Source organism: Plantibacter sp. M259 (genome assembly GCF_006065115.1).
In the GTDB taxonomy this organism is placed as follows: Bacteria; Actinomycetota; Actinomycetes; order Actinomycetales; family Microbacteriaceae; genus Plantibacter; species Plantibacter auratus.
Map to the genome: position 1 here is coordinate 3,200,627 of NZ_CP040750.1, position 26,107 is coordinate 3,226,733.

Here is a 26,107-nt window from a genome sequence, read left to right on the forward strand (position 1 = left end):
TCGGTCGTGTGGGGCGACGGAGCGTTATTCGGTCGGCTCCGTGGTGGGCGTCGCGAGCGGCGTCGGCGTCTCGGTGGGTTCATCCGTCGGCAGCGGCGTCGGGACGAGCGTGGAGTACTCGAGCAGCTGGCCGGTGAGGACCGGCACGCTCGCCGTGGCGCCCGTCTCGTCGCCGTACTGGAAGAAGACGTCCAGGATGGCTCCGGGCTGGACACCGAGGGACTCGATGCGCAGCGGGTCGTTGGCTCCGGAGCCGTCGAACGTCGTCAGGCCGGGCTCCGCGAGGACCTGGAACTGCTCGTCCTTGCCCTCGATCTCGATCAGCACCGTGTGGGCGCGGTCGTCGCGGTTCGCGACGATGAAGACGAGGTTGCCGGTCTCGCCGTCGTCGGACACGACGATGGCGTTGCGGACGGCCACCGAGCCGACGGTGACACCGACGCCGTCCGAGGCGTCGTACTGCTTCAGGGTCGCCTGCGGCGCGATGAGGTTGCAACCGCTCATGCCGAGTGCGACAGCACCCGCGACGACGATGGAAGCGATGAGACGCGCCTTCACAGAACCCTCCAAGATGTGGTGGCCCCGGGCGCAGACGAGTGACAGGTGTCCCGGGATCCGGATTCGAGTCTAGCCCACGGCTGCGAAGGGGTGTGGCCGGGTCGTCGACCCGTGATCGGCCGGTGCGCCACCCGGTCCACGGGACACCCGGTACCCGGCTCTGATCAGGGGTCCCGTGGTATTCTGGAAGACGCTGAAGGGACCGAGACCCATGATCTTCGAAGTTGGCGAGACCGTCGTCTACCCGCACCATGGCGCCGCGACCATCACCGAGGTGAAGACCCGGATCATCAAGGGCGAGGAGAAGCTCTACCTCAAGCTCCGCGTCACCCAGGGCGACCTCATGATCGAGGTCCCGGCCGAGAACGTCGACCTGGTCGGGGTGCGCGACGTCATCGGACGCGAGGGCGTCGACCGCGTGTTCGACGTGCTCCGTGCGCCGTTCACCGAGGAGCCGACGAACTGGTCCCGCCGCTACAAGGCGAACCTCGAGAAGCTGGCCTCGGGCGACGTCATCAAGGTCTCCGAGGTGGTCCGCGACCTGTGGCGTCGCGACCAGGACCGAGGCCTCTCCGCGGGCGAGAAGCGGATGCTCGCGAAGGCCCGCCAGATCCTGGTCTCCGAACTGGCGTTGGCGGAGCAGACCGATGAGGAACAGGCGTCGTCCGTCCTCGACGAGGTCCTCGCCTCCTGAGCCGACCGTCCCTTCGGGCGCGGCGCCCGAGAAGTAGGCTCGTGGCATGACTGCGATCGACGAACCGGGTGCCGTTGCCGACCCCTCCCTGGACGGCCCGGCGGTCGGCGTGATCGTCGTGGCGGCGGGCAGTGGGACGCGCCTCGGTGCCGGGATCCCGAAGGCGTTCGTGTCCCTCGCCGGCAGCACCGTGCTCGAACACGCGCTCGCTCCGGTGTTCCGCCTGCGGGACGCGGTCCAGGTCGTCGTCGTGGTCCCCGCGGATCGCGTCGGTGAGGCGGAGACGATCGGTCGTCGCGCGGCGGGGAAGGCGGCCGACCACCTCCGTGTCGTCGTCGGAGGCGACACGAGACAGTCCTCCGTCCTCGCCGGACTCGCCGCCCTGTGGCCGGGAGTCCGCACGGTGCTCGTCCACGACGCCGCACGAGCGCTCACCCCGACCGAGCAGTTCGAACGGGTGATCGACGCCGCCGCGCGGACGGGGTGGGGGGTCGTGCCGGGTCTCCCGGTGACGGACACGATCAAGCGGGTCGACGCGAGCGATCTCGTCGAGCAGACCGTTGATCGGGCCGCCCTCAGAGCCGTCCAGACACCGCAGGCGTTCCCGCGTGATGCCCTCGTCGCGGCCTTCCGCGTCGCCGAGGACCGCCTGGCGGCGGCCACCGACGATGCGGCGCTCTACGCGGACGCCGGACACCCCGTCCTCACCGTCGGCGGCTCGGAGGCGGCGTTCAAGATCACGACCCCGTGGGACGCCCAGCGCGCGGAGCGACTTCTGGCGGACCGGGACCGAGGCCGAGAGCGCGAGGTGGGCGCACGGCCGACCTCGTCGATCAGGACCGGCATCGGCATCGACGTCCATGCCTTCGCCGACGTCGGCGAGCTGAGCCTCGCCGGCCTCAGCTGGCCGGGGGAACGGCCGCTGGCCGGACACAGCGACGGGGATGCGGTCGCCCATGCCATCGTCGACGCCTTGTTGTCCGCTGCCGGCCTCGGCGACATCGGCTCCATGTTCGGCACCGACGACCCCCGCTTCGCCGGGGCGAGCGGCGAGGTCTTCCTGCGGGCAGCTGTCGAACGGCTGCACGCTGCGGGCTTCGTCGTCGTCAACGTCGCGGTACAGCTCGTCGGCAACCGCCCGCGGTTCGCGCCGCGTCGGACGGAGGCGGAGGGCGTGCTGAGCGCGCTGGTCCACGGGCCGGTCAGCATCGCGGCGACGACCACGGATGCGCTCGGCTTCACCGGCCGTGGTGAGGGTGTCACAGCCATCGCGACCGCCCTCATCGAGCGCCGCTGACGGGTCGGTCCTCAGTCGGTGGACGTGCCCTCGTCGACCGACGCACCGAGCCCGAGGAACCGGCCGTATTCGCCAGCGGCTCGTCGGAACCCCGCCTGCACCCGCTGCGACAGCGGTTGGAACGGCGTCGGGGTGACGACGACGCCGGTCGCACTCGTCCGTCGGCGCCAGGTGCCGACGACGCGTCCGTCGACGGCGATCATCGGGAGGAAGATGCCGTTCGCGCCGGGCACGATGCGATCAGCGAACGCCGCCGGCAGCGTCAACTCGCGGTCGCGGTAACCGAGGAGCAGTTCGTCGAATCCGGGCAGCGCGAGCACCCGCGGTGGTCGTGGAGCGGACGGCGGCTCGACACCCTCGGCCGTCGACCAGCGGGTGATTCCGTCGCGCGACTCGGAGACCAGCCGTCCGGCGGCCACCTCGACGCCGCGTTTCGCCTGGGCGACCGTGAGCTTCGACCACCAGGTGAGGTCGGCGATCGTCGACGGGCCGTGGCCGGTGAGATACCGGACGACGAACTCGCCGAGCGCCTCGTCGGCCTCGAGCACTCGCGGAGCGCAGATCCACTCCTCACTCAGGACCAGTGCCTGTTGTCTCCCGGCGGGCGGTCCCCAGCAGACCACGCCCGACATCGCGAGCTCCATGATGAGGTGGGAGGCCCGTTGTCCGTCGATCGGGATCCCGGCGTCGGTGTGGGCTGTCAACAGCTCGTCCCTCGTCGCACGCCGATGCCCGCTGAGCAGCCCCTCGGTGAGCGCACGGGAGCGCGAGAAGGTCTCGGCGTCGAGCTCGAGTTGACGGTGCCTGGCGGCGATCGTCGACCGGACCCGTGGGACACCGAGTCCGAGCAACCACCCGAGGTCCTCCGCGGCGACGAGATGCAGGGTGCCGCGCATCGGCCAGGACCGGACGATCGAGCAGTCCTCGAGCGCGGCGAGTACCTCGACCATCGTGGCGCCGATCGACCTGACGCCGACCGCCCACAGCGACGAAGCGAGGTCTTGGGCCTGGACCGCGAGCAGCCGCGAGACGACACCGGTGGGGGAGCGGTGATCGGCTCCGTCGAGGAGCTGGGCCGCGAGTCGCGGGCGGAGAACCTGCTGGTCGTCGCGTCCCGTGGTCATGGGACCATCATGCCCGGACGACGGCGGCTAGTCTGGTCTCGTGGCCCTCCGACTCTACGATTCGAAAACGCAGTCCCTCCGGGACTTCGTGCCGCTCCGCGAAGCCGAGGCGGGGCTGTACGTCTGCGGACCGACCGTGCAGTCCTCTCCGCACATCGGACACCTGCGCAGCGCGCTCGTCTACGACCAGCTGCGACGCTGGCTGACCGCCTCCGGGGTCCGCGTCACGCTCGTCCGCAACGTCACCGACATCGACGACAAGATCCTCGCGAACGCCGCCGCCGGCGTCGAGGGCGGATTCGCCCAGCCCGGGGAGGAGTGGTGGGCGCTCGCCTACCGGTACGAACTCGAGTTCACGGCCGCCTACGGAGCCCTGGGTATCCTGCCCCCGAGCTACGAGCCCCGTGCGACGGCGAGCATCCCGGAGATGCAGGAACTCATCGAGCGGCTCATCGACGCCGGGCACGCCTACCCGGCTCCCGACGACTCCGGCGACGTCTACTTCGACACCGCTTCATGGAGCCGCTACGGCGAACTCACGCGGCAGAGCGCCGAGCACATGGAGGCCGCGACCGACGCCGACCCGCGCGGCAAACGCGATCCCCGCGACTTCGCGCTCTGGAAGGGCACCAAGCCTGGGGAGCCGCGCTCGGCGAGTTGGATGTCTCCGTGGGGCGAGGGACGGCCCGGCTGGCACATCGAGTGCTCGGCGATGTCGACCAAGTACCTCGGTGAGGAGTTCGACATCCACGGCGGCGGACTCGACCTCCGCTTCCCCCACCACGAGAACGAGCTCGCCCAGTCGAGCGCAGCCGGCGACCCCTTCGCCCGGTACTGGTTGCACAACGGACTGGTCGCCGTCACGGGCGGGCAGAAGATGTCGAAGTCCCTCGGCAACTCCGTCTACGCAGCCGACCTCCTGGCAGCAGCCCGGCCGCTCGTCGTCCGCTACTACCTCGGTGCAGCGCAGTACCGATCGACACTCGAGTTCCATCCGGGCGCACTCGCCGAGGCCGAGGCCGCACTCGGACGCATCGAGGGCTTCCTCGATCGTGCCGCCCGCGCCGACCTGCTCACCGAGACGACCACGGTCGCCAGTCGAGCGACGCTCCCGGCCGCCTTCGTCGAGGCGATGGACGACGACCTGAACATCCCCCGCGCGCTCGCCGTGTTGCATGACGCCGTGCGCGTCGGCAACGCCGCCCTCGATGGCGGCGACGACCTGGCGACAGCCCGCGAGCGTGCGGTCGCCGTCCTCGACATGACCCGGGTGCTCGGCATCGACCCGACCGACCCCTCGTGGTCGTCGGGCACCGACCCCGTCACTCACCGATCCCTGTCCGCACTCGTCGAGCGTCTGCTCGTCGATCGCGCGGACGCCAGGGTCGCCAAGGACTTCGCAGCGGCCGACCGGATCCGCGACGAACTCACAGCGGCTGGGATCACCATCGAAGACACCCCGTCCGGAGCACATTGGAGTATCAGTGGCAAGTAAGCCTTCCCGCCCGACCGGGCCGAAGAAAGCGAAGAAGGGTCCCACCAAGGGCACCGGCGGCCTCGGCCGCAAGGCGCTCGAGGGTCGTGGACCGACCCCCAAGGCCGAGGACCGCGCCTGGCACCCGGCCGGCAAGCGGAAGGCCGCGCAGGAGCGCTACGCGGCTTCCGGCGGCACCGGCAAGCCGAGGCAGGCGGCCGGCCAGAACGGACGCCCGTCCACGAACGGCCGGACCAAGCAGAAGTCGAGCGACGAGTCCGAGGTCGTCACCGGCCGCAACTCCGTCCTCGAAGCGCTCCGCGCGAAGATCCCCGCCACCACGCTGTACGTCGCGACCCGCATCGAGATGGACGACCGGGTGAAGGAGGCGCTCAGCATCGCCACCCGGCGCGGGATCCCGGTGCTCGAGGTCATGCGTCCGGAGCTCGACCGCATGGCCGGGTTCGACGGCGTGCACCAGGGCCTCGCCATCAAGGTGCCGCCCTACGAGTACGCGCACCCCATGGAGTTGCTCGACCAGGTCATCGCCCGTGGTGAGAACCCGCTGTTCATCGCCCTCGACGGCATCACCGACCCCCGGAACCTGGGTGCGATCATCCGATCGACCGCAGCCTTCGGTGGTCACGGAGTGATCCTGCCGCAGCGCCGGAGCGTGGGCCTCACCGCCTCCGCGTGGAAGACCTCGGCAGGAGCGGCGGCTCGGACGCCGGTTGCGATGGCCGCCAACCTCACCCAGACGCTCAAGGCGTTTAAGGAGCGCGGCGTCTTCGTGATCGGTCTCGACGGCGACGGCGACGTCTCTCTCCCGGGGCTCGAACTCGCCGACCAGCCGATCCTCGTGGTCGTCGGCAGCGAGGGCAAGGGCCTGTCCCGCCTCGTCACCGAGACCTGCGACGCGGTCGTGTCGATCCCGATCTCGGCCTCGACCGAATCGCTCAACGCCGGGATCGCGGCCAGCGTGACGCTGTACGAGATCGCGCGTCGCCGGAACGCCGAGTAGGCGACCAGCGCTCGCGTCGCACCAACGAGGACAGGCCCTCGGAACGGATCTCCGTTCCGAGGGCCTGTCTGTCGTCAGACGAGGTGACGGACCCGATCAGACGAGGTCTCGCCAGTCGACCGGTCCGGTCATGGCGGCGGGGATGCTGATCGCCTCGGTCGGTGGCACGATCATGGTCGCCTCGTCGCGGCGGTGGCGCAGGACGGTGTTCACGTAGGAACCGACGGCTTCCGCCAGAGGGATGTCGCGACCCTCGTTCTGCGCGAGGAACCAGCGGTGCTCCAGGAGCTGGTGGAAGATCTCGGCGGGCTCGAGCTTGCCGCGGAGTTCGCGGGGGATCGCCTTCACCACCGGTTCGAACACGCGGATGAGCCACTCGTGCGCCGCCATCTCCTCGTCGAACCCGTCCTTCCCGAACGAGGCCGAGTAGGCGTCGAGGTCGTTGAGCAGGCGCCTCGCCTGGTTCTCGCCGGCGTCGAGGCCGGTGAGCCGCAGGAGGCGGCGCTGGTGATGCCCGGCGTCGACGACCTTCGGCTGGATCCGCACGGTCGAGCCCTCGTCGGTCGTCTTGATCGCGAGTTCCTCGATGTCGAAGCCGAGTTCGTTCAGACGGTGGACGCGCTCGGTGATGCGCCAGCGCTCGGACGCGTCGAAGGACTCGGAGCCCGTGAGCTCCTTCCAGAGGGACCGGTAGGCGGCGACGATGCCGTTGCTCACGGTGACGGGGTCGAGTTCGGCGTCGGCGCGTCCGCCGGCCTCGAGATCGAGGAGCTCGCCGGCGATGTTCACCCGGGCGATCTCGAGGTCGTTCTCACGCTGCCCGTTCGACAGGCCGCCCTCGTAGAGCTTGCCCGTCTCGGCGTCGACGAGGTAGGCCGCGAAAGCGCCCGCGTCGCGCCGGAAGAGCGTGTTCGACAGCGACACGTCGCCCCAGAAGAACCCGACGATGTGCAGGCGGACGAGGAGGACGGCGAGCGCATCGACGAGGCGGGTCGCGGTGTCGGGCCGGAGGGTGCCCTGGAAGAGCGCACGGTAGGGGAGTGAGAACTTCAGGTGCCGCGTCACGAGCACGCTCGGCAGCTCACGGCCCTTGCGATCGCTCCGGTTCGTGATGACCGCGAGCGGGTCGACGCAGGGGATGTCGAGCCGCTGCAGGGTGCGCAGCATGTCGTACTCGCCCTTCGCCATCTCCGCGGTCGTCTCCTTGACGGCGATGACGTAGCCGGACAGGTTCGCGAACCGGACCAGGTGGCGCGAGATGCCCTTCGGGAGCGAGGCGATGGCCTCATTCGGCCAGTTCTCGAGGGGGAGCTCCCAGGGGAGGTCGAGCAGCGCCGGGTCGACGGTGGCAGCGGTGATGTTCAATGCGCCGGACATGGTGCGGAGCGCTCCTCGGGGATCGTCGTACTGAGACTGGACAAGCGAAAACGACGATGGCCGAGCGATCGGAGACCGACCGCTCGACCATCGTCGGCGGGAAACTAGATCGAGGAGGACACGACCGGCTTGTTGCCCAGACGCTCACCCGATGCCGAGTCGAACGCGTGCACGTGGTGCGGCGTCGGCGCGAGGAACACCGTGTCGCCGATGTGCGCGTGGTTGCGACCGTCGACGCGGGCGACGATGTCGGTGCGCTTGCCGGAGACGTCGGTGTGGCCGTAGAGGTAGCCGTCGGCGCCGAGCTCCTCGACGAGGTCGACGGTCACCTCGATGCCGGAGCCCGAGTTGCTGGACACGGTGATGTCCTCGGGGCGCACGCCGACCGTGACGTTCTTCGACGGAGCGGCGTCGGTGATCTCGCGCTCGACCGGGATGATGAAGCCGCCGAGCTTGATACCGCCGTCGGCGATCTCGCCCTCGAACAGGTTCATGGCCGGGCTGCCGATGAAGCCGGCGACGAAGACGTTGTTCGGCTTCTCGTAGAGGTCGCGCGGGGTGCCGACCTGCTGCAGGATGCCGTCCTTGAGGACCGCGATGCGGTCGCCCATGGTGAGCGCCTCGGTCTGGTCGTGGGTGACGTAGACGGTGGTGACGCCGAGACGACGCTGCAGCGACGCGATCTGGGTGCGGGTCTGGACGCGGAGCTTGGCGTCGAGGTTCGACAGCGGCTCGTCCATGAGGAAGACCTGGGGCTGACGGACGATGGCTCGACCCATCGCGACGCGCTGACGCTGACCACCGGAGAGTGCCTTCGGCTTGCGGGTCAGGTAGTCCTCGAGGTCGAGGAGCTTGGCGGCCTCGAGCACGCGGGTGGCACGCTCTTCCTTGCCGACACCGGCGATCTTGAGCGCGAAGCCCATGTTCTCGGCGACGGTCATGTGCGGGTAGAGCGCGTAGTTCTGGAACACCATCGCGATGTCGCGGTCCTTCGGCGGCACGTCGGTGACGTCGCGGTCGCCGATGAAGATGTGGCCGTCGTTGACCTCTTCGAGGCCGGCGAGCATGCGGAGGGAGGTGGACTTGCCGCAGCCGGACGGGCCGACGAGGACGAGGAATTCGCCGTCGGCGACCTCGAGGTTCAGCTTGTCGACCGCGGGGCGGGTGCCACCCGGGTAGAAACGGGTTGCGTTGTCGAACGTCACAGACGCCATGGTTGTTCTCCTTCACCGGCAGGTACGTGCCGGACGATCCGTTGTGAATGGACGCGAACCCGTCATCGATGGCAGGTTCGCCGTCCCAGTATGCCACGACCACCTGTGAATGGAAGGTCCAGCGGCCAGTGGATCTCTCGGTGGACGCACAGCCGGCTCCCGGCCTGGTTTGGGCCTCTCCCAGGCGGCAGGTCTACGATTACTCTGTTTGGCGCTGCCTCGTCTCCGCAGCGCGAGCCCCCCGAAACGAGGATCAATGTCTGGCGCTGGATCGCAGAACCGACCGACCAAGAACGAACGACGCGACGCGGCACGCGAGAAGGCGCGGGTGCTGCGCGAGCAGCAGAAACGCCGCGACCGCCGCAACCGGGTGCTGCTCCAGGGCGGCATCGTGCTCGGTGCGCTCGCGATCGTGGCGGTGGTGGCGGTCATCATCGTGACGTCGATCAAGCCCGCCGGACCGGTCCCGACCGCGGCCAAGAACGACGGCTTCACCGTCTCAGCCGGGCTGCAGCTGGTCGGAGCCCCGGCCAGTGCGTCCACGCCGACGCCGAGCGCGACCGATCCGGCCGCCCCCGCGGAGCCCGCCCCGGCCGAGACGCCGGCAGCCACCGAGACCCCGGCCGCCGACGGCGTCGAGATCTCCGTCTACCAGGACTTCCTCTGCCCCTACTGCGGTCAGTTCGAGACGACGAACGCCGAGCAGGTCAAGGGCTGGCTCGAGGCCGGCGCCGCGACCTACACGGTCCACCCCTCGCAACGCTGAGCAACCTCTCGCTCGGGACGCAGTACTCGCTGCGCGCCTCGAACGCGGCGGCCTGTGTCGCGGAGTACTCGCCGAACGACTTCTTCTCCTTCAACACCGCACTGTTCGAGAACCAGCCCAAGGAGAACACCGAGGGCCTGACCGACGCCGAGCTGAAGTCGATCGCCAAGGGCGTCATCTCCGGCGGCGAGAAGAAGATCAACGCCTGCATCGACGACGGCACCTACAAGTCGTGGGTGAAGGACTCGACCGACCGTGCGCGCAGCGGCCCGCTGCCCGGCACCGACGTCGCCAAGGTCGAGGGGACGCCGACCATCCTGGTGAACGGCAAGCAGTACACGGGTTCGCTGACCGACGCCGAGCAGTTCGCGGCATTCGTCCTCGCCGTCTCGAGCGAGAGCTACTCCACCGGTACGCCGACGCCTGGCGCCAGCGAGTCGCCCGTGACCAACGGCTGATCCGCCGTCATCGTAGGATGGACGAGACCGGGGCCAGCCTCTGTCGGCCGACGTGGCGCAATTGGTAGCGCAACGCTCTTGTAAAGCGTAGGTTACGGGTTCAAGTCCCGTCGTCGGCTCCAGCCGAGAACCGCCCGCTCAGCCTCGCTGAGTGGGCGGTTCCTCATTGGAAGGAACCCTCCCGTGACCCGTGTCCCAGCGCCGCTCGCGCTCCTCATCGCCGTCGTCAGCGGAGCGTTCATCGCGGTGCAGGCCCGGTTGAACGGCGAGCTCGGCGCGCGACTCGGCGACGGGTTCACCGCAGCCGCGATCTCGTTCGGCGGCGGGTTGATCATCCTCACCGTCGGACTGGCGCTGTCCCGTACCGGTCGTCGCGGTCTCTCCACGGTGGCCGGTGCCGTCCGACGCCGGGAGATGCCCTGGTGGACGGTGCTCGGTGGGTGTGCCGGCGCGTTCCTCGTGCTGTCGCAGGGGCTCACCGCCGCCACGCTCGGCGTCGCCCTCTTCACGGTCGCGGTCGTCGCCGGCCAGACGGCGAGCGGACTCGTGCTCGACCGGATCGGCTTCGGCCCGGGAGGCGTCGTCGGGTTCAGCGTCCAGCGCGTCCTCGGGGCGGTCGTCGCCCTCATCGCGGTCGGCGTCGCGGTCTCGGGCGAACTCGGCGGGAGCATCCCCTCGGCCTGCTCGTCCTGCCGCTGCTCGCCGGGATCGGGATCGGCTGGCAGCAGGCGGTCAACGGCCGCGTGAAGATGCGGGCACAGAGCACGCTCGCCGCCACGTTCATCAACTTCATCGTGGGGACGCTCGTGCTGGTCATCGCCGCCGTGCTGCACGCGGTCATCGTCGCGCCTCCCGGTCCGCTCCCGGGGAGTGGTGGCTCTACCTCGGCGGCCCGATCGGCTGCGTGTTCATCGCTGTGGCAGCGTTCCTCGTGCAGCACACGGGCGTGCTCATCCTCGGGCTCGGCACGGTGGCCGGTCAGACCCTGAGCGCGCTCGCGCTGGACGTACTGCTGCCCACCGACGACGGCGGCGTGCATGTCGCGACCGTCGTCGGGACGCTCCTCGCTTTCGCCGCCGTGGCGATCGCGTCGGCGCGGTTCAGGCGTCGTCCCACGGCATCGTCGTCCGCCGACTGAGTCGAGCCGTCGAGTCGTCGGATGCCGTGAGCGACTCCGTGCTCAGGGCATGGAGCTGAGGTGCGCCTTCGCGTTGATCGTCTTGCGGCGCCCTGTGCGAGCGTTGCCCGGCTTCCCTCCGACGTACAGCCAGCCGAGGAGCTCCTCGCCCTTCTTCAGACCGTGTGCCTTCCGAACCGCTTTGGCGCGAGTCGCGCCGCCGGTGCGCCAGAACACGCCCCATCCGGCGTCGTCGAGCAGGAGGCTGACCATGTGGGCCACTCCGGCCGCGACCGCCTCCTGCTCCCAGGCGGGCACCTTCGACTTCTTCACGCTCACGACGACGGCGAGCAACAGGGGAGCGCGGAGCGGCTTCGTCGAGGGCTTCGAGTCGCCCTCCGCCTTCGCGAGCGCCCGGCTGAGCTTCACCCGGTCGTCGCCCCGGAGGGTGATGACCCGCCACGGACGCAGGGCGCTGTGGTCAGCCACCCGACCGGCCGCCGCGAGGACCTCGAGGAGTTCCGCGTCACTCGGAGCGACGTCGGTGACCTTTGACCACGAACGGCGCCCGGCGACGGCGGCGAGGACCGGGCGCTCGATCGGTTCGGTCACTCCGTCGGCTCGGCGGTGTCGGCCGCGGCGAAGTTGAGCGCGATCGAGTTCATGCAGTAGCGGTCGCCGGTGGGCGTCCCGAAGCCGTCGTCGAACACGTGGCCGAGGTGCGAGCCGCAGTTGGCGCAGCGGACCTCGGTGCGCACCATGCCGAGGGTGCGGTCCTCGATGAGCTGCACCGCCTCGGGGTTCACGGACTCGTAGAAACTCGGCCATCCGCAGCCGGAATCGAACTTGGTACCGCTCTTGAAGAGTTCGGCGTTGCAGGCGGCACAGGTGTAGAGGCCCGCGCGCGACTCGTCGAGGAGCTCACCGGTCCAGGCCCGCTCGGTCGCCGCTCCGCGGAGGACCTGATACTGCTCCGGCGTGAGTTCCTCGCGCCACTGCTCATCGGTCTTCGACACGTCGTACGTCATGCTGCTCCATTCGTCTCGGTCATCCTACGTGCGGGGCTGCCTCGTGCATGCGGCTCCCGACGTATTCCATAACACTGCACCGAGCCTGATCCTTCCCGGTGAACGTCGGCCCTCGCCGGGGTGGATGCGGCTCGGCGGCCATCGGCTGAATAGACTTGGACGGCGGCGGACCGGAGCATGACTCCACGGTCGCCGCATCGGCACCGATCGGCAGGAGATGAGCATGCAGCCAGCGTCGCGCACGCCTGCCGATGACGACGCGTCGACGCCGACGGGAGGCCTCGACCAGCGCGAGCTCGAGATCCTCGAGTTCGAGTCCCACTGGATGCAGCACGTCGGGGCCAAGGAGGCCGCCATCCGCGACCGCTTCGCCCTGTCCCCGGCCCGGTACTATCAACTGCTCGGCGCGCTCATCGACTCGCCGTCCGCCCTCGCCCACGACCCCATGCTGATCAAGCGGCTGCAGCGCACCCGCGACGCCCGACTCTCGGCGCGAGGAGCCTCGGCTCCCCGCACCGACGGCTGAGCAGCTCTCGGAGACCACACCATGGCTGAATCCTTCCCGCCCGACCGCTTCGACGAGGTCCCCGACCTCAAGCGCGTCGGCGCGCACCGTGCCCCTGCTCCCAAGGGACGCGGCTGGATCGCCTTCCTCGTCGCCGTCGTCGCCACGCTCGTCCTCGTGGGGGTCGGCACCTTCGCCCTCTTCGGGCTGAACGACCGGATCGACTTCTTCGGCGGCTCGCAGAGCCCGAGCGCCACGCCAACGCCGACCCCCACCCCGACCGAGGTGGCCCCGTCGTCGACCCCGCGGCCAGCATCCTCGTCCTGAACGGCACACCCACCGCCGGCCTGGCCGCATCGGCGGCGGCGGCGATCACGGCCGCCGGCTTCACGCAGCAGATCCCGACGAGCGACGCCAGCACGGAGGATGTCACGGCGAGCGGCGTCTACTACCAGGATCCGTCGCAGGAGGGCGTCGCCCGCGCCATCGCGAACGCGCTCGGCGGCATCCCGATCCAGATCACGGACACGTACGCGATCCCCGTCGAGGAGGGCGAGGCACCGGTCCTCCGCATCGTCGTCGTGGTCGGCGCGGACTACCAGCCAGCCGCCTGAGCGCGGCTGGAGCAGGTCGATCGGGCAGGTCGCCGGCACGCCGTGTTTCCGGAGTGTTTCCTCCGTGTTGAGTTGTCGTATCGTTCCGCCCCGTTTGTCGATTTCGGGGTGAATCCGCGCGGTGCTCCGGATTAGTATCTGGAACTGGCCGCTCATCCCGTCCCGTCTCGACTCGCCCCGGGTCCGCTTCGGCGCAGGGTGGTCACCGGGGTCCCGATCCCGGATGGCAGGTCCGGGTTCGGCAACAGTCGATGCCTGCGAGCACGCAGCAATGGGAGTATGAAATGGCGAACGGAACCGTCAAGTGGTTCAACGCTGAGAAGGGCTTCGGCTTCATCACGGTCGACGACGGCGGACAGGATGTCTTCGTCCACTACTCGGCGATCGACATGAGCGGCTACAAGTCCTTGGAAGAGGGCCAGGCGGTCGTCTTCGAGGTCGGCACTGGAGCAAAGGGGCCTCAGGCCGAGGGTGTGCGCCTGGCGTAGCCGCTGATCAGGTACGCGATTCCTGCGACGCCGTCCACTTCGGTGGGCGGCGTCGTTCGTCGTTCCGGGGCTGTTCCCGGGAGTTCGCTCAGGGCTCCGGTGCTCACTTGCACTCCCACCCCCTGAGTGCCAGAATCGACTTAGCACTCGTACTCATTGAGTGCTAACAACGTTCATGACGTCCGGGAGGGACGAAAAACACACATGGCTAAGATCATTGCTTTCGACGAGGAGGCCCGTCGCGGCCTCGAGCGTGGACTGAACATTCTTGCTGACACGGTCAAGGTCACCCTTGGGCCGCGCGGTCGCAACGTTGTCCTCGAGAAGAAGTGGGGCGCCCCCACGATCACCAACGACGGCGTGTCCATCGCCAAGGAGATCGAACTCGACGACCCGTACGAGAAGATCGGCGCGGAGCTCGTCAAGGAGGTCGCCAAGAAGACCGACGACGTCGCCGGCGACGGCACCACCACGGCGACCGTGCTGGCACAGGCGCTCGTTCGCGAGGGCCTCCGCAACGTCGCCGCAGGCGCCGACCCCATCAGCCTCAAGCGCGGCATCGAGAAGGCCGTCGAGGCCGTCACGGTCGAGCTCATCGCCAACGCCAAGGAGGTGGAGACCAAGGAGGAGATCGCTGCGACCGCTTCCATCTCCGCCGGCGACACCACCATCGGCGAGATCATCGCCGAGGCGATCGACAAGGTCGGCAAGGAGGGTGTCGTCACCGTCGAGGAGTCGAACACCTTCGGCACCGAGCTCGAGCTCACCGAGGGCATGCGCTTCGACAAGGGCTACCTGTCGCAGTACTTCGTGACCGACCCCGACCGCCAGGAAGCGGTGTTCGAGGACCCTTACATCCTCATCGCCAACCAGAAGATCTCCGCGATCAAGGACCTCCTGCCGATCGTCGACCAGGTCATCCAGTCGGGCAAGCAGCTCCTCATCATCGCTGAGGACGTCGACGGCGAAGCTCTCGCGACGCTCGTCGTCAACAAGATCCGTGGCATCTTCAAGTCCGTCGCCGTCAAGGCTCCGGGCTTCGGGGACCGCCGCAAGGCTCAGCTGCAGGACATCGCCATCCTCACCGGTGGCCAGGTCATCTCCGAGGAGGTCGGCCTCAAGCTCGAGACCGTCACCCTCGACCTGCTCGGCCGTGCACGCAAGGTCGTCATCACCAAGGATGAGACCACCATCGTCGAGGGTGCCGGCGACGCCGACGCCATCGCCGGTCGTGTCTCGCAGATCCGCAAGGAGATCGACAACACCGACAGCGACTACGACCGCGAGAAGCTCCAGGAGCGTCTCGCCAAGCTCGCGGGCGGTGTGGCGGTCATCAAGGCCGGTGCAGCGACCGAGGTCGAGCTCAAGGAGCGCAAGCACCGCATCGAGGACGCTGTTCGCAACGCGAAGGCTGCCGTCGAAGAGGGCATCGTCGCCGGTGGTGGCGTCGCCCTGATCCAGGCCGGCAAGACCGCGTTCGAGAAGCTCGAGCTCGTCGGCGACGAGGCGACCGGTGCGAACATCGTCAAGGTCGCCATCGACGCTCCGCTCAAGCAGATCGCGCTCAACGCGGGCCTCGAGCCTGGCGTCGTCGCCGACAAGGTCCGCAACCTGCCCGTCGGACACGGCCTCAACGCCGCGACCGGTGAGTACGTCGACATGCTTGCTGCCGGCATCAACGACCCGGTGAAGGTCACGCGCTCCGCGCTGCTCAACGCAGCGTCGATCGCCGGTCTGTTCCTCACCACCGAGGCCGTCGTCGCCGACAAGCCGGAGAAGAACCCGGCTCCGGCCGGCGACCCGACCGGAGGCATGGACTTCTAAGTCCGACAGCAACACCTGCGCAGGGCGTCTCCTTCGGGAGGCGCCCTGCGTCGTTTCCACCAGACGCATCGGGGAGGACCCTCGACTGTATGCCTGTTTCCGCATGGGTCCGACAGTCGTTGTAGAGACGTGATCGGAACGGCATATCGACGCGCGTGCCAGTTTCTATGATCGAGCTATGAGACGTATCGGGGGAGCGGCGATCGCCGCCGTATTGATTCTGGGGCTGAGCGCGTGCGCGCCGAGCGAAGCGGTTCCGACCGCATCACCGACGGTGTCGTCGTCGCCGAAGCCCTCGGCGACGGCGAAACCCACTGCGCCGGTGAGCTCCTACGGATTCGGGTGCGAGAACCTCGTCCCCCAGGACGTGGTGGCGACGGCGCTCGCCCCCACAGCGGCCCTGGAGCCCGCCTTCGCCGACTCGTCCAGTGCGAACCCGACGCTGTGGGCGGCGACCTCGCTCGGGGGCATGCATTGCACGTGGAGCAATGGTGAGCCGAGAGACCTGGCGGAGGGTGGGACGCCGGTCGGCACGGAACGGTGGGCCGAGCTGACCATCCTGCCCGGGTCGCACGCCGACTGGGACTTCTACTACGAGCGCTGGGCGAACGGCGACTCAGGGCCGTGGCCGGACTCCACGAAGCTGTCCTGCTTCACCCAGAACGGAGCTGTGCCCGGCGTCTGCAGCATCAACTTCCTGGTCGGTGACAGCTGGGTCGACCTGATCATGTACGGCCCGGCCGACGACGCCGCAGCGTCGGACGAGGACGCCGTCGCCGCGGTCACACCCTTCATCGAGGCGATCCGCTCGGCGCTCGAACCGGTCGGGACGGCGCCACGGTACGCCTGGGGCGGGACGACACCGGGGGCGAACGCGCTGCCGACGGAGTGCGAGGCGTTCGTGCCTGCGGCGGCGATGAGTGAGGCCTTCGGCCAGGAGCTCACCTACAACTCTGCACCGAAGAAGCGACTGTGGAACCGAGGCGTCGCCGCCGACGACTTCGGAGCGCCGGACTGCATCTTCTCCCTCCCCGACAGTGACTCGTCGCGAGGCATCCTGCAAGCGCTCCCGGGCGGACGCTGGGCGTACGAGCAGCTGGTCGAGACCCGCATGAGCGCGGGAGCGGACATCGAGTTCCTGACGATCGACGGGCTCGGAGTCCGGGACGCCTTTATCGAGTGCAAGACGAGCCCGTGGTCCACGTGCAGCGTGCAGATGGCGGTCGCCGGGCACTGGTTGGAAGTCGAGGCGAACAATGTGAGTTCCCTCGACGAAACCTACGACGTCGACGAGCTGCGTCAGCAGGCTCTCGCCTACGCAGCACTCGCCGCCGCCGGTATCGCCGCTCGTCCCTGATCCTCGCACCCCGCGCGGGAGGTCCCGCCACCGGGATGCCAGGTGGCGGGACCTCCCGCGCACGGATCAGCCGCTGAACATACTCGCGTTCGCCCGCTCGATCTCGGCATACTGTGTGCCGGCGACGGCGAGTGCTCGGCTGATCTCGCCGAGGTTCTCCTCGACCTGGCGCTGGGTGCCTCTCCAGCGCTCGACGACACCGTGGAATGCCGCCGCCGCCGCGCCGGTCCATTGGCCGTCGAGTGCCGCCAGCTGCGTGTGCAGGCGGGCGACCTCGTTCTGGATCTGCTCGATCGTGACGCGTGCCGCCGTGGAGGCGCGCTCGACCGCGTCGCTGTCGACCTGGAAAGTGGCCATCGGGAACTCCGTTCGTCCGGGCGATGCCTGTCATCGCCGCTACCGAGACGGTAGGCGCTCACCGACGGCCGGAACCGATGAGGGAGACCCCGGACGCGCAGTCCGGTGGAGGCCGCAGCCTGTGGAGGAGGGTCGAGCAGTCCGCCGCCGGGTCAGGCCGGAGGGCCCGCGATGACGATGGGGCTTGTGGCCGCCGACGGGGCGAGCGGCAGGATGACGCGGAACGTCGCGCCGCCGCCGGGGGTCTCGGTCACGTCGACCGTGCCGCCGTGCGCCGCGACGATGGACGCGACGATCGCCAGTCCCAGGCCGCTGCCGCCCGTCTCGCGAGTTCGCGAACTGTCGGCGCGCCAGAAGCGCTGGAAGATCTTCTCGCGGATCTGCGGCGGGATACCCTCGCCGTGGTCGACGATGGCGATGCTGGCCGTTCCGGCCCGGGCGTCCGTGCCCACCGCGAGCTCGATCGGGCTGTCGGCGGGCGTGAAGCGCAGGGCGTTTCCGATGAGGTTCGTGACGACCTGCCGGATCTTGTTCTCCTCGCCCAGGACGATCGGCGGCACGGCCAGCGTCAGTGGTTCGGCGATGGGCTTCGTGTCAGGCGTGGCGTCGCCGGACGGCTTCGGCCGACGCCGGAAGCGGTTGAACGTCGCGCCGAAGATCGGCCCGGTGGAGCCCGTCTGGGCTGGTGCGTCGACAGCGGCCGGGGACCCGCCCGTCGTCTCGGAGGCATCGTCGTCGACGGCTCGCGCCATGCGTTCGTCGCGGACCACCTGTACCGTGCGCCCGGGGCCTGGGCGGTGGTGTCGAGCGCGGCGTCGCGCGCGATCGGGAGCAGGTCGACGGGGGCGACGTTCAGTGGTCGCGTCTCATCGAGGCGCGCGAGCTGGAGGAGGTCCTCGACGAGCGCACCCATGCGGATGGCCTCCTTCTCGATGCGCTCCATGGCCTGTGCCACGTCCTGCGGCGTCTGGAGGGCACCCATCCGGTAGAGCTCGGCGTAGCCGCGCACGGAGACGAGCGGGGTGCGGAGCTCGTGGCTCGCATCCCCGACGAAGTTCCGCATCTGCTCGATGGTCTTCCCGCGATCCGAGTACGCGCGGTCGATGCGAGCCAGCATCGTGTTGAGTGATCGGCTGAGTCGCCCCACCTCGGTGTTCGGTGTCGAGCCGGCGAGTCGCTGGCTGAAGTCACCATCGGCGAATGCGGCGGCCGTCCGTTCCACCTGGCGGAGCGGTTCGAACGTGCCGGTCACCAGCCACCGGGTGAGGAGTGCTCCGACCACGATGATGAGCACGCCGAGGACGAAGAAGATCGTGAGGTAGGTCGCGATGGTGTTGTCGGTGCCCTGCATCGAGATGGCGACCCATGCCGCTCCCGTGCGGAACCCGTCGAGGGTGACCGGGACGGAGACCGCGTGGTACACGATCGTGCCACTCGCGTTGGTGGTCGTGTAGATCTGGGTCCCGCTCGCGGCGACGTCGTTCGCGCTGAGGTGCGCCGGGTGTTCGGGAGCGACGCTGTCGTCCCACCCGGACGAGGCGCGGAGTTCGCCGTTCGTGTCGTACACGGCGACGAACAGCGTCGAGGGGGCGTCGAGCTGGAGTTGTCCGTCCTCGGAGATCTCACCGACGATCTTGCCCTTGGCGGCAGTGACCAGACTGTCGTTCGCCTGCTGGGTGAGGACCTCTTTGAGGAGCGGGGTCGTCCCCATGCCCGCGACGAGCAGGCCGAAGGCGAGGACGAGCACCGTCACCCCGGTGATCTTCGTCCGGAGTGAGACGCTGCTCCACCAGGTGGACAGGGAATCGGCCATCGGGTGGGGGCTACGCCTTTCCGGCCTTGAGCATGTAGCCGAATCCGCGCTTGGTCTGGATGAGCGGCTCGCTGGAGAACTGGTCGAGCTTCCTGCGCAGGTAGGAGATGTAGCTCTCGACGATGCCGGCGTCGCCGTTGAAGTCGTACTCCCAGACGTGGTCGAGGATCTGGGCCTTCGACAGGACACGGTTCGGGTTGAGCATGAGGTAGCGGAGGAGCTTGAACTCGGTCGGGCTGAGGTCGATCGGGGTGTCGCCGACGAGGACCTCGTGGGTGTCCTGGTCCATCGTCAGCTCGCCGGTGCGGATCACCGCATCCTCGTCGGCCTGCATGGTCCGGCGAAGGATGGCCTTGATGCGTGCCACGATCTCATCGAGGCTGAACGGCTTGGTGACGTAGTCGTCGCCGCCGACCGTGAGGCCCGTGATCTTGTCCTCGGTGTCGTCCTTCGCGGTGAGGAAGAGGATGGGCGCCGTGTAGCCGGCGCTGCGCAGACGCTTGGTGACGCCGAAGCCGTTCATGTCCGGCAGCATCACGTCGAGGATGATGAGGTCGGGCTCCTCCTCGAGGACCGCTGAGATGGCGGCTGCGCCGTTGCCCACGGCACGGACGGCGAAGCCGGCGAATCGCAGGCTCGTGGTGAGGAGGTCGCGGATGTTCGGTTCGTCGTCGACGATGAGGATGCGGGGTCCGGTCATGACACCATTATCTGCACGTTTCTTGAGACTTTTCTGAGAGCCTGTTTCACGCGTGCTGCAGGGCGTGGGCGTCGAGGATCGTGTAGCTGTAGCCCTGTTCGGCGAGGAAGCGTTGGCGGTTCTGCGCGAACTCCTGATCGACCGTGTCGCGCGACACCAGCGTGTAGAAGCTCGCGGTGAGTCCCGTGGACTTCGGGCGCAACAGGCGGCCGAGACGCTGCGCCTCCTCCTGTCGTGAACCGAACGATCCCGACACCTGGATGGCGACGGTCGCTTCGGGCAGGTCGACCGAGAAGTTCGCGACCTTCGAGACGACGAGCACCTGCTCGGTGCCGTCGCGGAAGGCCTGATAGAGCCGTTCGCGCTCGTCGACCGGCGTTGCGCCCGTCAACTGCGGGGCACCCAGCGTCTCTGCCAGCTCCTCGATCTGATCGAGGTACTGCCCGATGACGAGGATCTGCTCGCCACGGTGCCGTTCGACGAGCTGCCGGACGACGTCGAGCTTCGCCGGGGCGGTCGCCGCGAGGCGGTACCGCTCGTCGTCGGCGGATGCGGCGTAGGTGAGTCGGTCGGCCTGGGGCAGGTCGACGCGCACCTCGAAGCACGCGGCGGGGGAGATGAAGCCCTGCGCCTCGATCTCCTTCCACGGGGCGTCGAACCGCTTCGGGCCGATGAGCGAGAAGACGTCGCCCTCGCGGCCGTCCTCCCGGATGAGCGTCGCCGTCAGGCCGAGGCGACGCCGCGCCTGCAGCTCGGCGGTGAGCTTGAAGACGGGGGCCGGGAGCAGGTGTACCTCGTCGTAGACCACGAGGCCCCAGTCCATGGCGTCGAGCAGCGCCAGGTGGGCGTACTCGCCCTTCCGCTTGGCGGTGAGGATCTGGTAGGTCGCGATCGTGACCGGCTTGACCTCCTTCACCTGCCCCGAGTACTCGCCGATCTCCTCGGCGGTCAGGGAGGTGCGCTTCAACAGCTCGTCGCGCCACTGCCGTGCCGACACCGTGTTCGTGACGAGGATCAGGGTGTTCGTGGAGGCCGTCGCCATCGCCCCGGCGCCGACCAGGGTCTTGCCCGCACCACAGGGGAGCACCACGACGCCGGAACCGCCGGAGAAGAAGTTGTCGACCGCCTGCTGCTGATAGTCGCGGAGGTGCCAGCCGTCCTCGACCAGGTCGATCTGATGCGGCGTGCCGGCGGTGTACCCGGCGAGGTCCTCGGCGGGCCAGCCCAGCTTCACGAGTTCCTGCTTGAGCGCGCCGCGTGCCCACGGCTCGACGAGGAAGGTGTCCGGCGTCGGGTGCCCGATGAGGAGGGGCGCGATCCGCTTGGCGCCGGCCACCTCGGTCAGGATCGGGAGGTCAGTGGAGCGGAGGACGAGCTCGCCCTCCTCGGAGCGTTCGATCACGAGCCGGCCGTAGCGGTTGACGGTCTCGCGCATGTCGATCGTCACGGACGCGGGGATGGAGAACTTCGAGTACCGCTCCAGCGTCTCGATCATCTGGTCGGCATCGTGCCCGGCGGCCCGCGCGTTCCAGAGTCCGAGACGGGTGATCCGGTAGGTGTGGATGTGCTCCGGCGCGCGCTCGAGCTCGGCGAACACCGAGAGATCGTGGCGGGCGTCCTCGGCGAGCGGGTGGGCGACCTCGAGCAGCACGGTGCGGTCGCTTTGGACGATCAGTGGTCCATCAGACATAACGGTCGAGTCTACCGGCGGATCCGGTGCGCAACCCCCCTGAGCGAGCGCTCAGCCGGCGATCCGGACCTCGGTGATCATCGCGAGCGGCAGGGTGCGTTCGACGTCGGCCGACCGGTCCAGACCGCGCAGGCGACCGCCGGCGAGGCTCACCGGCTCGATCGTGAACGTGGATCGGCGCTCGCCGTGCTGCAGCTGCACGGTGACCGGCGTGTGGTCGCGGACGGCGATCTCCAGCTGCTTGGCCAACCATGCGCTGCTCGTGTCCCCGCGGTCGTCGGCGCGGAGCCGCGACACGAGATCCGGTTCCGTCGAGGCGGCCGGAGCGGAGAGGCCGGTGCGCATGACCGGCTGCCGACGGATCCGGAGCGGGGCGCCGTCGTCGTCCTCCGCGACCACCGGGTAGCGCGCGTCGTGGAGGGCCCAGTAGACCGTCGCCGCCTCGATCCGGCTGGTGAGCCGGTGCTCGTCGCTCGGACGGAGACCGAGCGCCACGAGGCTCTGGTCGACCGAGATCGCCGCGATCAGGCCGGCGTCGTCGGAGCGGATGTAGCTGCTGCGTCCAGGATCGGCCGAGGCGTCGGCTGACGCGCGGATCGTCCCGACGCGGACGAGGCCGAACCGGGATGCGGCCTCGGATACGAGGTACCGCAGGGGTTGGGGGACGCCGGTCAGGGAGATTGACTGGAGGTAGGCGAGCAGGTCCTCTGCCGTGTCTCCGTCGGCGAGGGCGCGGGTGACGCTCGCGGTCGTGATGCGGTACCTCGACGCCTGGGCGCGCCCCTCCGGCTCCGCGAGGGCCCGGAGTCGGACGTCGAGTTCCGCCGTCGGGGGACCGAGCGCGATGACGGTCAGGTCGTCCTGGAGGACGACCTGCGACACCTCGGCGGGGAGCATCGACGCCAGGGCCGAGGCGGCGTCGGCCGCGTGGCCGTCGACGAGGAGTCGTCCGAACCCGCTGGTCGCGCCGTCCACGGTGATCCCGAGCAGCTCGGCGACGGCGTCGACCGCCCGCGTCGGTGCCACGACGGCATCCTCCGCCAACGGGTACCACCAGCTGAGCTCCTCGACCAGGTCGGCGGAACCGCGCCGGTACGCCGTCAGGACGTGATCGCGGACCGTGGCCGGGATCGCATCGCGCCAGGCTGTCGCGAGACGGAGCCAGCGTTCCGCGGTGGCCGACGCCAGCCAGGCCTCGCCGACCTCGCTCAGGCGGATGGCGGAGCCGATCGCGTCCGTGAGCCCGGCAGCCGACGCCACGGACAGGGCGAGCTCGATCTGGTCGGGCGTGCTCGCCGCCGCGGCTGCGAGCCGTTTGAGGTCCGGCATGGACGGGGCTCCACGGCCGAGCAGGCGTGCGGGCTCGCGGTCGAGTTCATGGAGGCTCTCGCCGACGATGCCGACCGCGCCGGCCGCACGCTCGCTCGCGAGGGCGTCCGTGTCGGGCGAGGGCCGGGTCGCGCGGGACGTCGGCGCCTCAGCCGGAAGCTGGAGTTCGGCACGGCCGGGCTTCCCGCTCGCCGCCCACTCCTCGAACACCGCGACCACCGCGCTCACCGGTCTGATCGGACCGGCCCCGTCGTCGAGCACGAGGATGTCGCGCTCCAGCCGCTCCAGGGCGGCATCCACCTCCGACTCGTCCCGTCCGAGCGTGGTCGCAAGCGACTGGCGCTCCGTCCCGTCCAGCGCGGCGGCGAGCACGGCGAGGGTGTCCCGGTCGAGCAGTGCCATCCGGCGGGCGACGCTCGCATCGTCCAACAGGGCCTCGGCGAAGTCGAAGAAATCTGCGATGCGGGCTGAGGAGGCCCTGCGGTCGGGCGTCAGCCTGCGGAGCGCGTCGTCCGGGAGCTCCCGGAGGCGGCGCGCGATCGCGAAGGCCTCGCCCATGGTCGTCAGCGCGGCGACTGACCGCGGGACTCGCGGGACCGTCGTACGGCACCCACGATGATGAGCGTGATCAGCATCAGGAAGGCGATCGGGAGTCCGACGAGCGGCAGGATCGTCACGACCGGCCAGACGCCGACGGCGAAGTCGCCCTGCTCGAGGCCGGTGGCGGTGCCGACCATCACCGCGACGAACGCGGCGATCGACACGGCGACGATCGTCACGACCATGTAGGCCAGGATCCGTTCGGGCCGCGAGATGCTCGGCGTCTGCTCATCAGTCACGCTCCCAGGATAGAGGCACGCGGCTGCTGCACCGAATAGGCTGGGGCCGAGGACCGATGGTCCTCTCGATCGCGCTTCCTGCGCGATCACCGCACGGCGCTGCATTTCTGCGCACGACACACAGCGAGGTTCCCATGCCCACCGGCAAGGTCAAGTTCTACGACGAGGAGAAGGGCTTCGGCTTCATCAGCTCCGATGACGGCCAGGAGGTCTTCCTGCACGCTTCCGCACTGCCCGCGGGCACGGCCGGCGTGAAGCCGGGGACGCGGCTCGAGTTCGGCATCGCCGACGGCAAGCGCGGCGCCCAGGCGCTGTCCGTGCGCGTCCTCGAGGCTCCGCCCAGCCTCGTCAAGCTGAAGCGCAAGCCGGCCGACGACATGGCGATCATCGTCGAGGACCTCGTGAAGCTCCTCGACGGTATCGGTGGCGACCTGCGCCGCGGCAAGTATCCGAACAGCAGTCACAGCACGAAGATCGCTGCTGTGCTGCGCAAGGTCGCGGACGAGCTGGATGCCTGACGCCGATCAGGAGACGCCCGTCGAGGATCGCGACGCCACGGCCGACACGGACACACGAGCCGAGTCGGACGAGCATCGCTCGGACGAGGGCACCGATGGCGAGTCGACCCCGGCACCCGTGCCGGACGAGACCCTGATCGCGGCCGTGGAGCTCGCGCGCGAAGCGCTGCAGGAGATCACGCCCGCGAGCACGGTCGGTGAGCCGGCCGGGCACGTCGTGGTCGATGATCACGTCGTGTCGCTGCTGTTCGCGAACACGATGGCGGGCTACCCCGGATGGTTCTGGACGGTGACGCTCTCGCGGACCGCCGACGACGCCGCGCCCAACGTGCTCGAGACGGAGCTGATGCCCGGCGATGGCGCATTGCTGGCTCCGCAGTGGGTGCCGTGGTCGGAACGCCTCGCGGACTACCGTGCCGCGCAGGAGGCAGCGGCAGCGGCTGCGGCTGACGACGCGCTCGACGACGCGGATGACACCGACGAGTTCGACGACGACGACGTCGCGCTGTCCGGGGATCCGCGCGACCGCGACCGCGACGGCATCGAACTCGAGTACGACGAGGACGACGTCGAGGCGGCGTCGGACGATTCCGACGACGATGACTCGGACGACGACGATTCCGACGACGATGACTCGGATGACGAGGACTCCGACGAGGACGACGACCGGTTCGAGGACGAGTAGCACTCGCGCACCACGAGACAGGCGAACGGGCGGCCGAACCTCGAGAGGGTTCGACCGCCCGTCCGGCGTTCAGCGGGTGAGACGGATCAGAGCGCCCCGACGACGTGTTCGATGCTCGCGATGAGCTGACGGACGTCTGCGGGGTCGATCGCTGTGAAGGTCGCGACGCGCAGCTGATTGCGGCCGAGCTTGCGGTAGGGCTCGGTGTCGACGATGCCGTTCGCCCGGAGGGTCTTCGCGACCAGCGCGGCGTCGATGGCGTCGTCGAAGTCGATCGTGACGACGACCTGCGAGCGGTGGTCGGGGTTCGTCACGAACGGCGTCGTGTAGGAGGTGCGCTCGGCCCACTCGTACAGGGCACCGGAGGACTCGGCCGTCCGTGCCGATGCCCAGGCGAGGCCGCCGTTGCCGTTGATCCATGAGATCTGCTCCTCGAGGAGCACGAGCGTCGACAACGCGGGCGTGTTGAGCGTCTGCTCGAGTCGGGAGTTGTCGACCGCGTTCTTCAGGCTCAGGAACTCCGGGATGTAGCGGCCGCTCGCCGCGACCCGTTCGATGCGCTCGATCGCCGCGGGGGAGCAGAGCGCGAACCACAGGCCGCCGTCGGATGCGAAGTTCTTCTGCGGTGCGAAGTAGTAGACGTCCGCCTGGCTCGCGTCGAAGTCCACACCACCGGCGGCGCTCGTCGCGTCGATCACCGTGAGGGCGCCGGCGTCGCCGGAGACGCGTCGCACCGGGGCCATGACGCCGGTCGAGGTCTCGTTGTGCGGCCAGGCGTACACGTCGACGCCCTCGACCACCTCGGGATCGATGCGGGAACCACCCGGCACCTCACGGACGTCCGGAGCGGTGAGCCATGGGGCACCCGCCGCCTTGGCGAACTTGCCGCCGAACTCGCCGAAGACGAGGTTCTGGCTGCGCTGCTCGATGAGGCCGAAGGCGGCCGCGTCCCAGAACGCGGTCGAGCCGCCGTTGCCGACGATGATCTCGTAGCCCTCGGGGGCACGGAACAACTCGGCCAGGCCGGCGCGCACGCGGCCGACGAGCTGCTTGACGGGAGCCTGACGGTGGGAGGTGCCGAGAAGGGACAGGCCGGCCTCGGAGAGCGCTGCGATCTGCTCAGGTCGGATCTTGGAGGGGCCGCAGCCGAATCGACCATCGGCGGGCAGAAGGGACGTGGGAATCGTGATCTCCGGCATACGGCGATTCTAGAGGCGGGGGCCTTGTGGCGTCGTGCCACGGTGCCCGGATGCGTCCACG

At 69.2% G+C, this 26,107-nt stretch carries 31 protein-coding genes and 1 tRNA gene; 18 read left to right on the forward strand and 14 right to left on the reverse strand.

Going from position 1 to position 26,107, the window contains the following annotated elements; all coding sequences use genetic code 11:
• Positions 1-24: 24 nt before the first annotated feature.
• A complete protein-coding gene (locus FGL15_RS14980; protein ID WP_205858632.1) occupies positions 25-558 on the reverse strand; it encodes a hypothetical protein in 534 nt (177 codons plus the stop codon).
• Between the two features lie 211 nt (positions 559-769).
• On the opposite strand from FGL15_RS14980, the gene FGL15_RS14985 reads away from it, so the two are divergent.
• Together FGL15_RS14985 and ispD are read left to right on the forward strand one after the other, a co-directional pair.
• The gene (locus FGL15_RS14985; protein ID WP_064296368.1) at positions 770-1,252 is read left to right on the forward strand and encodes a CarD family transcriptional regulator; all 483 of its coding nucleotides are present in this window, start codon (positions 770-772) and stop codon (positions 1,250-1,252) included.
• Between the two features lie 46 nt (positions 1,253-1,298).
• Positions 1,299-2,549 (forward strand): 2-C-methyl-D-erythritol 4-phosphate cytidylyltransferase, encoded by a 1,251-nt coding sequence (gene ispD, locus FGL15_RS14990; RefSeq protein ID WP_138946583.1) that lies wholly within the window; start codon positions 1,299-1,301, stop codon positions 2,547-2,549.
• Positions 2,550-2,560: 11 nt separating this feature from the next.
• Here ispD and FGL15_RS14995 read toward each other — a convergent pair whose 3' ends face one another.
• Positions 2,561-3,673, reverse strand: a complete 1,113-nt coding sequence (locus FGL15_RS14995; RefSeq protein WP_138946584.1) for a winged helix DNA-binding domain-containing protein — start codon at positions 3,671-3,673, stop codon at positions 2,561-2,563.
• 40 nt (positions 3,674-3,713) lie between these two features.
• Here FGL15_RS14995 and cysS point away from each other — a divergent pair, with 40 nt between their 5' ends.
• Together cysS and rlmB are read left to right on the forward strand one after the other, a co-directional pair.
• Positions 3,714-5,168 carry a cysteine--tRNA ligase gene (cysS, locus tag FGL15_RS15000; RefSeq protein WP_138946585.1) on the forward strand — a complete coding sequence of 485 codons (1,455 nt, stop codon included), beginning with the start codon at positions 3,714-3,716 and terminating at the stop codon, positions 5,166-5,168.
• Complete coding sequence (rlmB, locus tag FGL15_RS15005) at positions 5,158-6,168, forward strand: 23S rRNA (guanosine(2251)-2'-O)-methyltransferase RlmB (RefSeq protein ID WP_064296364.1); 1,011 nt, start codon at positions 5,158-5,160, stop codon at positions 6,166-6,168. Before cysS ends, rlmB begins: the two co-directional genes overlap by 11 nt.
• Positions 6,169-6,264: 96 nt before the next feature.
• On the opposite strand, the gene FGL15_RS15010 is transcribed toward rlmB, so the two are convergent.
• Positions 6,265-7,545 carry a DUF4032 domain-containing protein gene (locus FGL15_RS15010; protein WP_064296363.1) on the reverse strand — a complete coding sequence of 427 codons (1,281 nt, stop codon included), beginning with the start codon at positions 7,543-7,545 and terminating at the stop codon, positions 6,265-6,267.
• 104 nt (positions 7,546-7,649) lie between these two features.
• Positions 7,650-8,759: an ABC transporter ATP-binding protein gene (locus FGL15_RS15015; RefSeq protein WP_079705359.1), complete on the reverse strand. Its 1,110-nt coding sequence runs from the start codon at positions 8,757-8,759 to the stop codon at positions 7,650-7,652.
• A gap of 256 nt (positions 8,760-9,015) precedes the next feature.
• On the opposite strand from FGL15_RS15015, the gene FGL15_RS21060 reads away from it, so the two are divergent.
• The 6 genes from FGL15_RS21060 to FGL15_RS21290 all read left to right on the forward strand — a co-directional run bounded on the left by FGL15_RS21060 (position 9,016) and on the right by FGL15_RS21290 (position 11,121).
• Positions 9,016-9,525: a hypothetical protein gene (locus FGL15_RS21060; protein WP_240774009.1), complete on the forward strand. Its 510-nt coding sequence runs from the start codon at positions 9,016-9,018 to the stop codon at positions 9,523-9,525.
• 29 nt (positions 9,526-9,554) lie between these two features.
• Complete coding sequence (locus tag FGL15_RS21065; RefSeq protein ID WP_240773973.1) at positions 9,555-9,983, forward strand: thioredoxin domain-containing protein; 429 nt, start codon at positions 9,555-9,557, stop codon at positions 9,981-9,983.
• Between the two features lie 46 nt (positions 9,984-10,029).
• Positions 10,030-10,105, forward strand: a tRNA-Thr gene (locus FGL15_RS15025).
• Positions 10,106-10,166: 61 nt separating this feature from the next.
• A complete protein-coding gene (locus FGL15_RS21070) occupies positions 10,167-10,730 on the forward strand; it encodes a DMT family transporter (protein WP_240773560.1) in 564 nt (187 codons plus the stop codon).
• The gene (locus tag FGL15_RS21285) at positions 10,727-10,972 is read left to right on the forward strand and encodes a hypothetical protein (RefSeq protein WP_255467569.1); all 246 of its coding nucleotides are present in this window, start codon (positions 10,727-10,729) and stop codon (positions 10,970-10,972) included. The genes FGL15_RS21070 and FGL15_RS21285 overlap by 4 nt, the downstream gene beginning before the upstream one ends.
• Positions 10,888-11,121, forward strand: a complete 234-nt coding sequence (locus FGL15_RS21290) for a hypothetical protein (RefSeq protein ID WP_255467570.1) — start codon at positions 10,888-10,890, stop codon at positions 11,119-11,121. The genes FGL15_RS21285 and FGL15_RS21290 overlap by 85 nt, the downstream gene beginning before the upstream one ends.
• A 42-nt stretch (positions 11,122-11,163) precedes the next feature.
• Here the strand turns inward: FGL15_RS21290 and FGL15_RS15035 are convergent, their stop codons facing one another.
• Positions 11,164-11,712, reverse strand: a complete 549-nt coding sequence (locus FGL15_RS15035; protein WP_138946586.1) for a nitroreductase family protein — start codon at positions 11,710-11,712, stop codon at positions 11,164-11,166.
• Positions 11,709-12,128: a peptide-methionine (R)-S-oxide reductase MsrB gene (gene msrB, locus FGL15_RS15040; RefSeq protein ID WP_085510334.1), complete on the reverse strand. Its 420-nt coding sequence runs from the start codon at positions 12,126-12,128 to the stop codon at positions 11,709-11,711. Before msrB ends, FGL15_RS15035 begins: the two co-directional genes overlap by 4 nt.
• A gap of 223 nt (positions 12,129-12,351) precedes the next feature.
• Between msrB and FGL15_RS15045 the strand changes: the two genes are divergently transcribed.
• From FGL15_RS15045 to FGL15_RS15065, 6 genes are all read left to right on the forward strand, one after another.
• Positions 12,352-12,654 (forward strand): DUF3263 domain-containing protein, encoded by a 303-nt coding sequence (locus tag FGL15_RS15045; protein WP_086474690.1) that lies wholly within the window; start codon positions 12,352-12,354, stop codon positions 12,652-12,654.
• A 21-nt stretch (positions 12,655-12,675) separates the two neighbouring features.
• Complete coding sequence (locus FGL15_RS21080) at positions 12,676-12,960, forward strand: hypothetical protein (protein ID WP_240773561.1); 285 nt, start codon at positions 12,676-12,678, stop codon at positions 12,958-12,960.
• A gap of 44 nt (positions 12,961-13,004) precedes the next feature.
• On the forward strand, positions 13,005-13,247 hold the full coding sequence (locus tag FGL15_RS21560; protein ID WP_370282228.1) for a LytR C-terminal domain-containing protein: 243 nt from the start codon (positions 13,005-13,007) through the stop codon (positions 13,245-13,247).
• Between the two features lie 284 nt (positions 13,248-13,531).
• The gene (locus FGL15_RS15055) at positions 13,532-13,735 is read left to right on the forward strand and encodes a cold-shock protein (RefSeq protein WP_079705369.1); all 204 of its coding nucleotides are present in this window, start codon (positions 13,532-13,534) and stop codon (positions 13,733-13,735) included.
• A 204-nt stretch (positions 13,736-13,939) separates the two neighbouring features.
• Positions 13,940-15,559 (forward strand): chaperonin GroEL, encoded by a 1,620-nt coding sequence (groL, locus tag FGL15_RS15060; protein ID WP_064296567.1) that lies wholly within the window; start codon positions 13,940-13,942, stop codon positions 15,557-15,559.
• A 178-nt stretch (positions 15,560-15,737) separates the two neighbouring features.
• A complete protein-coding gene (locus tag FGL15_RS15065) occupies positions 15,738-16,916 on the forward strand; it encodes a hypothetical protein (protein WP_138946587.1) in 1,179 nt (392 codons plus the stop codon).
• Between the two features lie 66 nt (positions 16,917-16,982).
• On the opposite strand, the gene FGL15_RS15070 is transcribed toward FGL15_RS15065, so the two are convergent.
• The 7 genes from FGL15_RS15070 to FGL15_RS15110 all read right to left on the reverse strand — a co-directional run bounded on the left by FGL15_RS15070 (position 16,983) and on the right by FGL15_RS15110 (position 23,644).
• On the reverse strand, positions 16,983-17,273 hold the full coding sequence (locus tag FGL15_RS15070; protein WP_064296564.1) for a WXG100 family type VII secretion target: 291 nt from the start codon (positions 17,271-17,273) through the stop codon (positions 16,983-16,985).
• 152 nt (positions 17,274-17,425) lie between these two features.
• Positions 17,426-17,833 (reverse strand): ATP-binding protein, encoded by a 408-nt coding sequence (locus FGL15_RS21565; protein ID WP_205858767.1) that lies wholly within the window; start codon positions 17,831-17,833, stop codon positions 17,426-17,428.
• Between the two features lie 8 nt (positions 17,834-17,841).
• Positions 17,842-19,086, reverse strand: a complete 1,245-nt coding sequence (locus FGL15_RS15080; RefSeq protein WP_205858633.1) for a HAMP domain-containing sensor histidine kinase — start codon at positions 19,084-19,086, stop codon at positions 17,842-17,844.
• Between the two features lie 10 nt (positions 19,087-19,096).
• Positions 19,097-19,786, reverse strand: a complete 690-nt coding sequence (locus FGL15_RS15085; protein WP_056007716.1) for a response regulator transcription factor — start codon at positions 19,784-19,786, stop codon at positions 19,097-19,099.
• A gap of 46 nt (positions 19,787-19,832) precedes the next feature.
• Positions 19,833-21,476 carry a DNA repair helicase XPB gene (locus tag FGL15_RS15090; RefSeq protein WP_138946589.1) on the reverse strand — a complete coding sequence of 548 codons (1,644 nt, stop codon included), beginning with the start codon at positions 21,474-21,476 and terminating at the stop codon, positions 19,833-19,835.
• Between the two features lie 51 nt (positions 21,477-21,527).
• Complete coding sequence (locus FGL15_RS20400) at positions 21,528-23,363, reverse strand: helicase-associated domain-containing protein (protein WP_168223413.1); 1,836 nt, start codon at positions 23,361-23,363, stop codon at positions 21,528-21,530.
• A 5-nt stretch (positions 23,364-23,368) separates the two neighbouring features.
• Positions 23,369-23,644 carry a multidrug ABC transporter ATPase gene (locus FGL15_RS15110; RefSeq protein WP_124768896.1) on the reverse strand — a complete coding sequence of 92 codons (276 nt, stop codon included), beginning with the start codon at positions 23,642-23,644 and terminating at the stop codon, positions 23,369-23,371.
• Positions 23,645-23,778: 134 nt separating this feature from the next.
• Here FGL15_RS15110 and FGL15_RS15115 point away from each other — a divergent pair, with 134 nt between their 5' ends.
• Together FGL15_RS15115 and FGL15_RS15120 are read left to right on the forward strand one after the other, a co-directional pair.
• Complete coding sequence (locus tag FGL15_RS15115; protein WP_079705376.1) at positions 23,779-24,162, forward strand: cold-shock protein; 384 nt, start codon at positions 23,779-23,781, stop codon at positions 24,160-24,162.
• A complete protein-coding gene (locus FGL15_RS15120) occupies positions 24,155-24,847 on the forward strand; it encodes a DUF3027 domain-containing protein (RefSeq protein WP_138946590.1) in 693 nt (230 codons plus the stop codon). The genes FGL15_RS15115 and FGL15_RS15120 overlap by 8 nt, the downstream gene beginning before the upstream one ends.
• 86 nt (positions 24,848-24,933) lie before the next feature.
• Here the strand turns inward: FGL15_RS15120 and serC are convergent, their stop codons facing one another.
• Positions 24,934-26,046 carry a phosphoserine transaminase gene (serC, locus tag FGL15_RS15125; RefSeq protein ID WP_138946591.1) on the reverse strand — a complete coding sequence of 371 codons (1,113 nt, stop codon included), beginning with the start codon at positions 26,044-26,046 and terminating at the stop codon, positions 24,934-24,936.
• Positions 26,047-26,107: the final 61 nt, after the last annotated feature.

Excerpts from the sequence above, each read along its gene's own strand:
- FGL15_RS14985 (WP_064296368.1), top strand. The coding sequence starts at position 770 with ATGATCTTCGAAGTTGGCGAGACCGTCGTCTACCCGCACCATGGCGCC.
- ispD (WP_138946583.1), top strand. The coding sequence starts at position 1,299 with ATGACTGCGATCGACGAACCGGGTGCCGTTGCCGACCCCTCCCTGGAC.
- FGL15_RS14995 (WP_138946584.1), bottom strand. The coding sequence starts at position 3,673 with ATGACCACGGGACGCGACGACCAGCAGGTTCTCCGCCCGCGACTCGCG.
- FGL15_RS15010 (WP_064296363.1), bottom strand. The coding sequence starts at position 7,545 with ATGTCCGGCGCATTGAACATCACCGCTGCCACCGTCGACCCGGCGCTG.
- FGL15_RS15015 (WP_079705359.1), bottom strand. The coding sequence starts at position 8,759 with ATGGCGTCTGTGACGTTCGACAACGCAACCCGTTTCTACCCGGGTGGC.
- FGL15_RS21060 (WP_240774009.1), top strand. The coding sequence starts at position 9,016 with ATGTCTGGCGCTGGATCGCAGAACCGACCGACCAAGAACGAACGACGC.
- msrB (WP_085510334.1), bottom strand. The coding sequence starts at position 12,128 with ATGACGTACGACGTGTCGAAGACCGATGAGCAGTGGCGCGAGGAACTC.
- FGL15_RS15045 (WP_086474690.1), top strand. The coding sequence starts at position 12,352 with ATGCAGCCAGCGTCGCGCACGCCTGCCGATGACGACGCGTCGACGCCG.
- FGL15_RS21080 (WP_240773561.1), top strand. The coding sequence starts at position 12,676 with ATGGCTGAATCCTTCCCGCCCGACCGCTTCGACGAGGTCCCCGACCTC.
- FGL15_RS15055 (WP_079705369.1), top strand. The coding sequence starts at position 13,532 with ATGGCGAACGGAACCGTCAAGTGGTTCAACGCTGAGAAGGGCTTCGGC.
- groL (WP_064296567.1), top strand. The coding sequence starts at position 13,940 with ATGGCTAAGATCATTGCTTTCGACGAGGAGGCCCGTCGCGGCCTCGAG.
- FGL15_RS15065 (WP_138946587.1), top strand. The coding sequence starts at position 15,738 with ATGAGACGTATCGGGGGAGCGGCGATCGCCGCCGTATTGATTCTGGGG.
- FGL15_RS15070 (WP_064296564.1), bottom strand. The coding sequence starts at position 17,273 with ATGGCCACTTTCCAGGTCGACAGCGACGCGGTCGAGCGCGCCTCCACG.
- FGL15_RS15080 (WP_205858633.1), bottom strand. The coding sequence starts at position 19,086 with ATGGCCGATTCCCTGTCCACCTGGTGGAGCAGCGTCTCACTCCGGACG.
- FGL15_RS15085 (WP_056007716.1), bottom strand. The coding sequence starts at position 19,786 with ATGACCGGACCCCGCATCCTCATCGTCGACGACGAACCGAACATCCGC.
- FGL15_RS15090 (WP_138946589.1), bottom strand. The coding sequence starts at position 21,476 with ATGTCTGATGGACCACTGATCGTCCAAAGCGACCGCACCGTGCTGCTC.
- FGL15_RS20400 (WP_168223413.1), bottom strand. The coding sequence starts at position 23,363 with ATGGGCGAGGCCTTCGCGATCGCGCGCCGCCTCCGGGAGCTCCCGGAC.
- FGL15_RS15115 (WP_079705376.1), top strand. The coding sequence starts at position 23,779 with ATGCCCACCGGCAAGGTCAAGTTCTACGACGAGGAGAAGGGCTTCGGC.
- FGL15_RS15120 (WP_138946590.1), top strand. The coding sequence starts at position 24,155 with ATGCCTGACGCCGATCAGGAGACGCCCGTCGAGGATCGCGACGCCACG.
- serC (WP_138946591.1), bottom strand. The coding sequence starts at position 26,046 with ATGCCGGAGATCACGATTCCCACGTCCCTTCTGCCCGCCGATGGTCGA.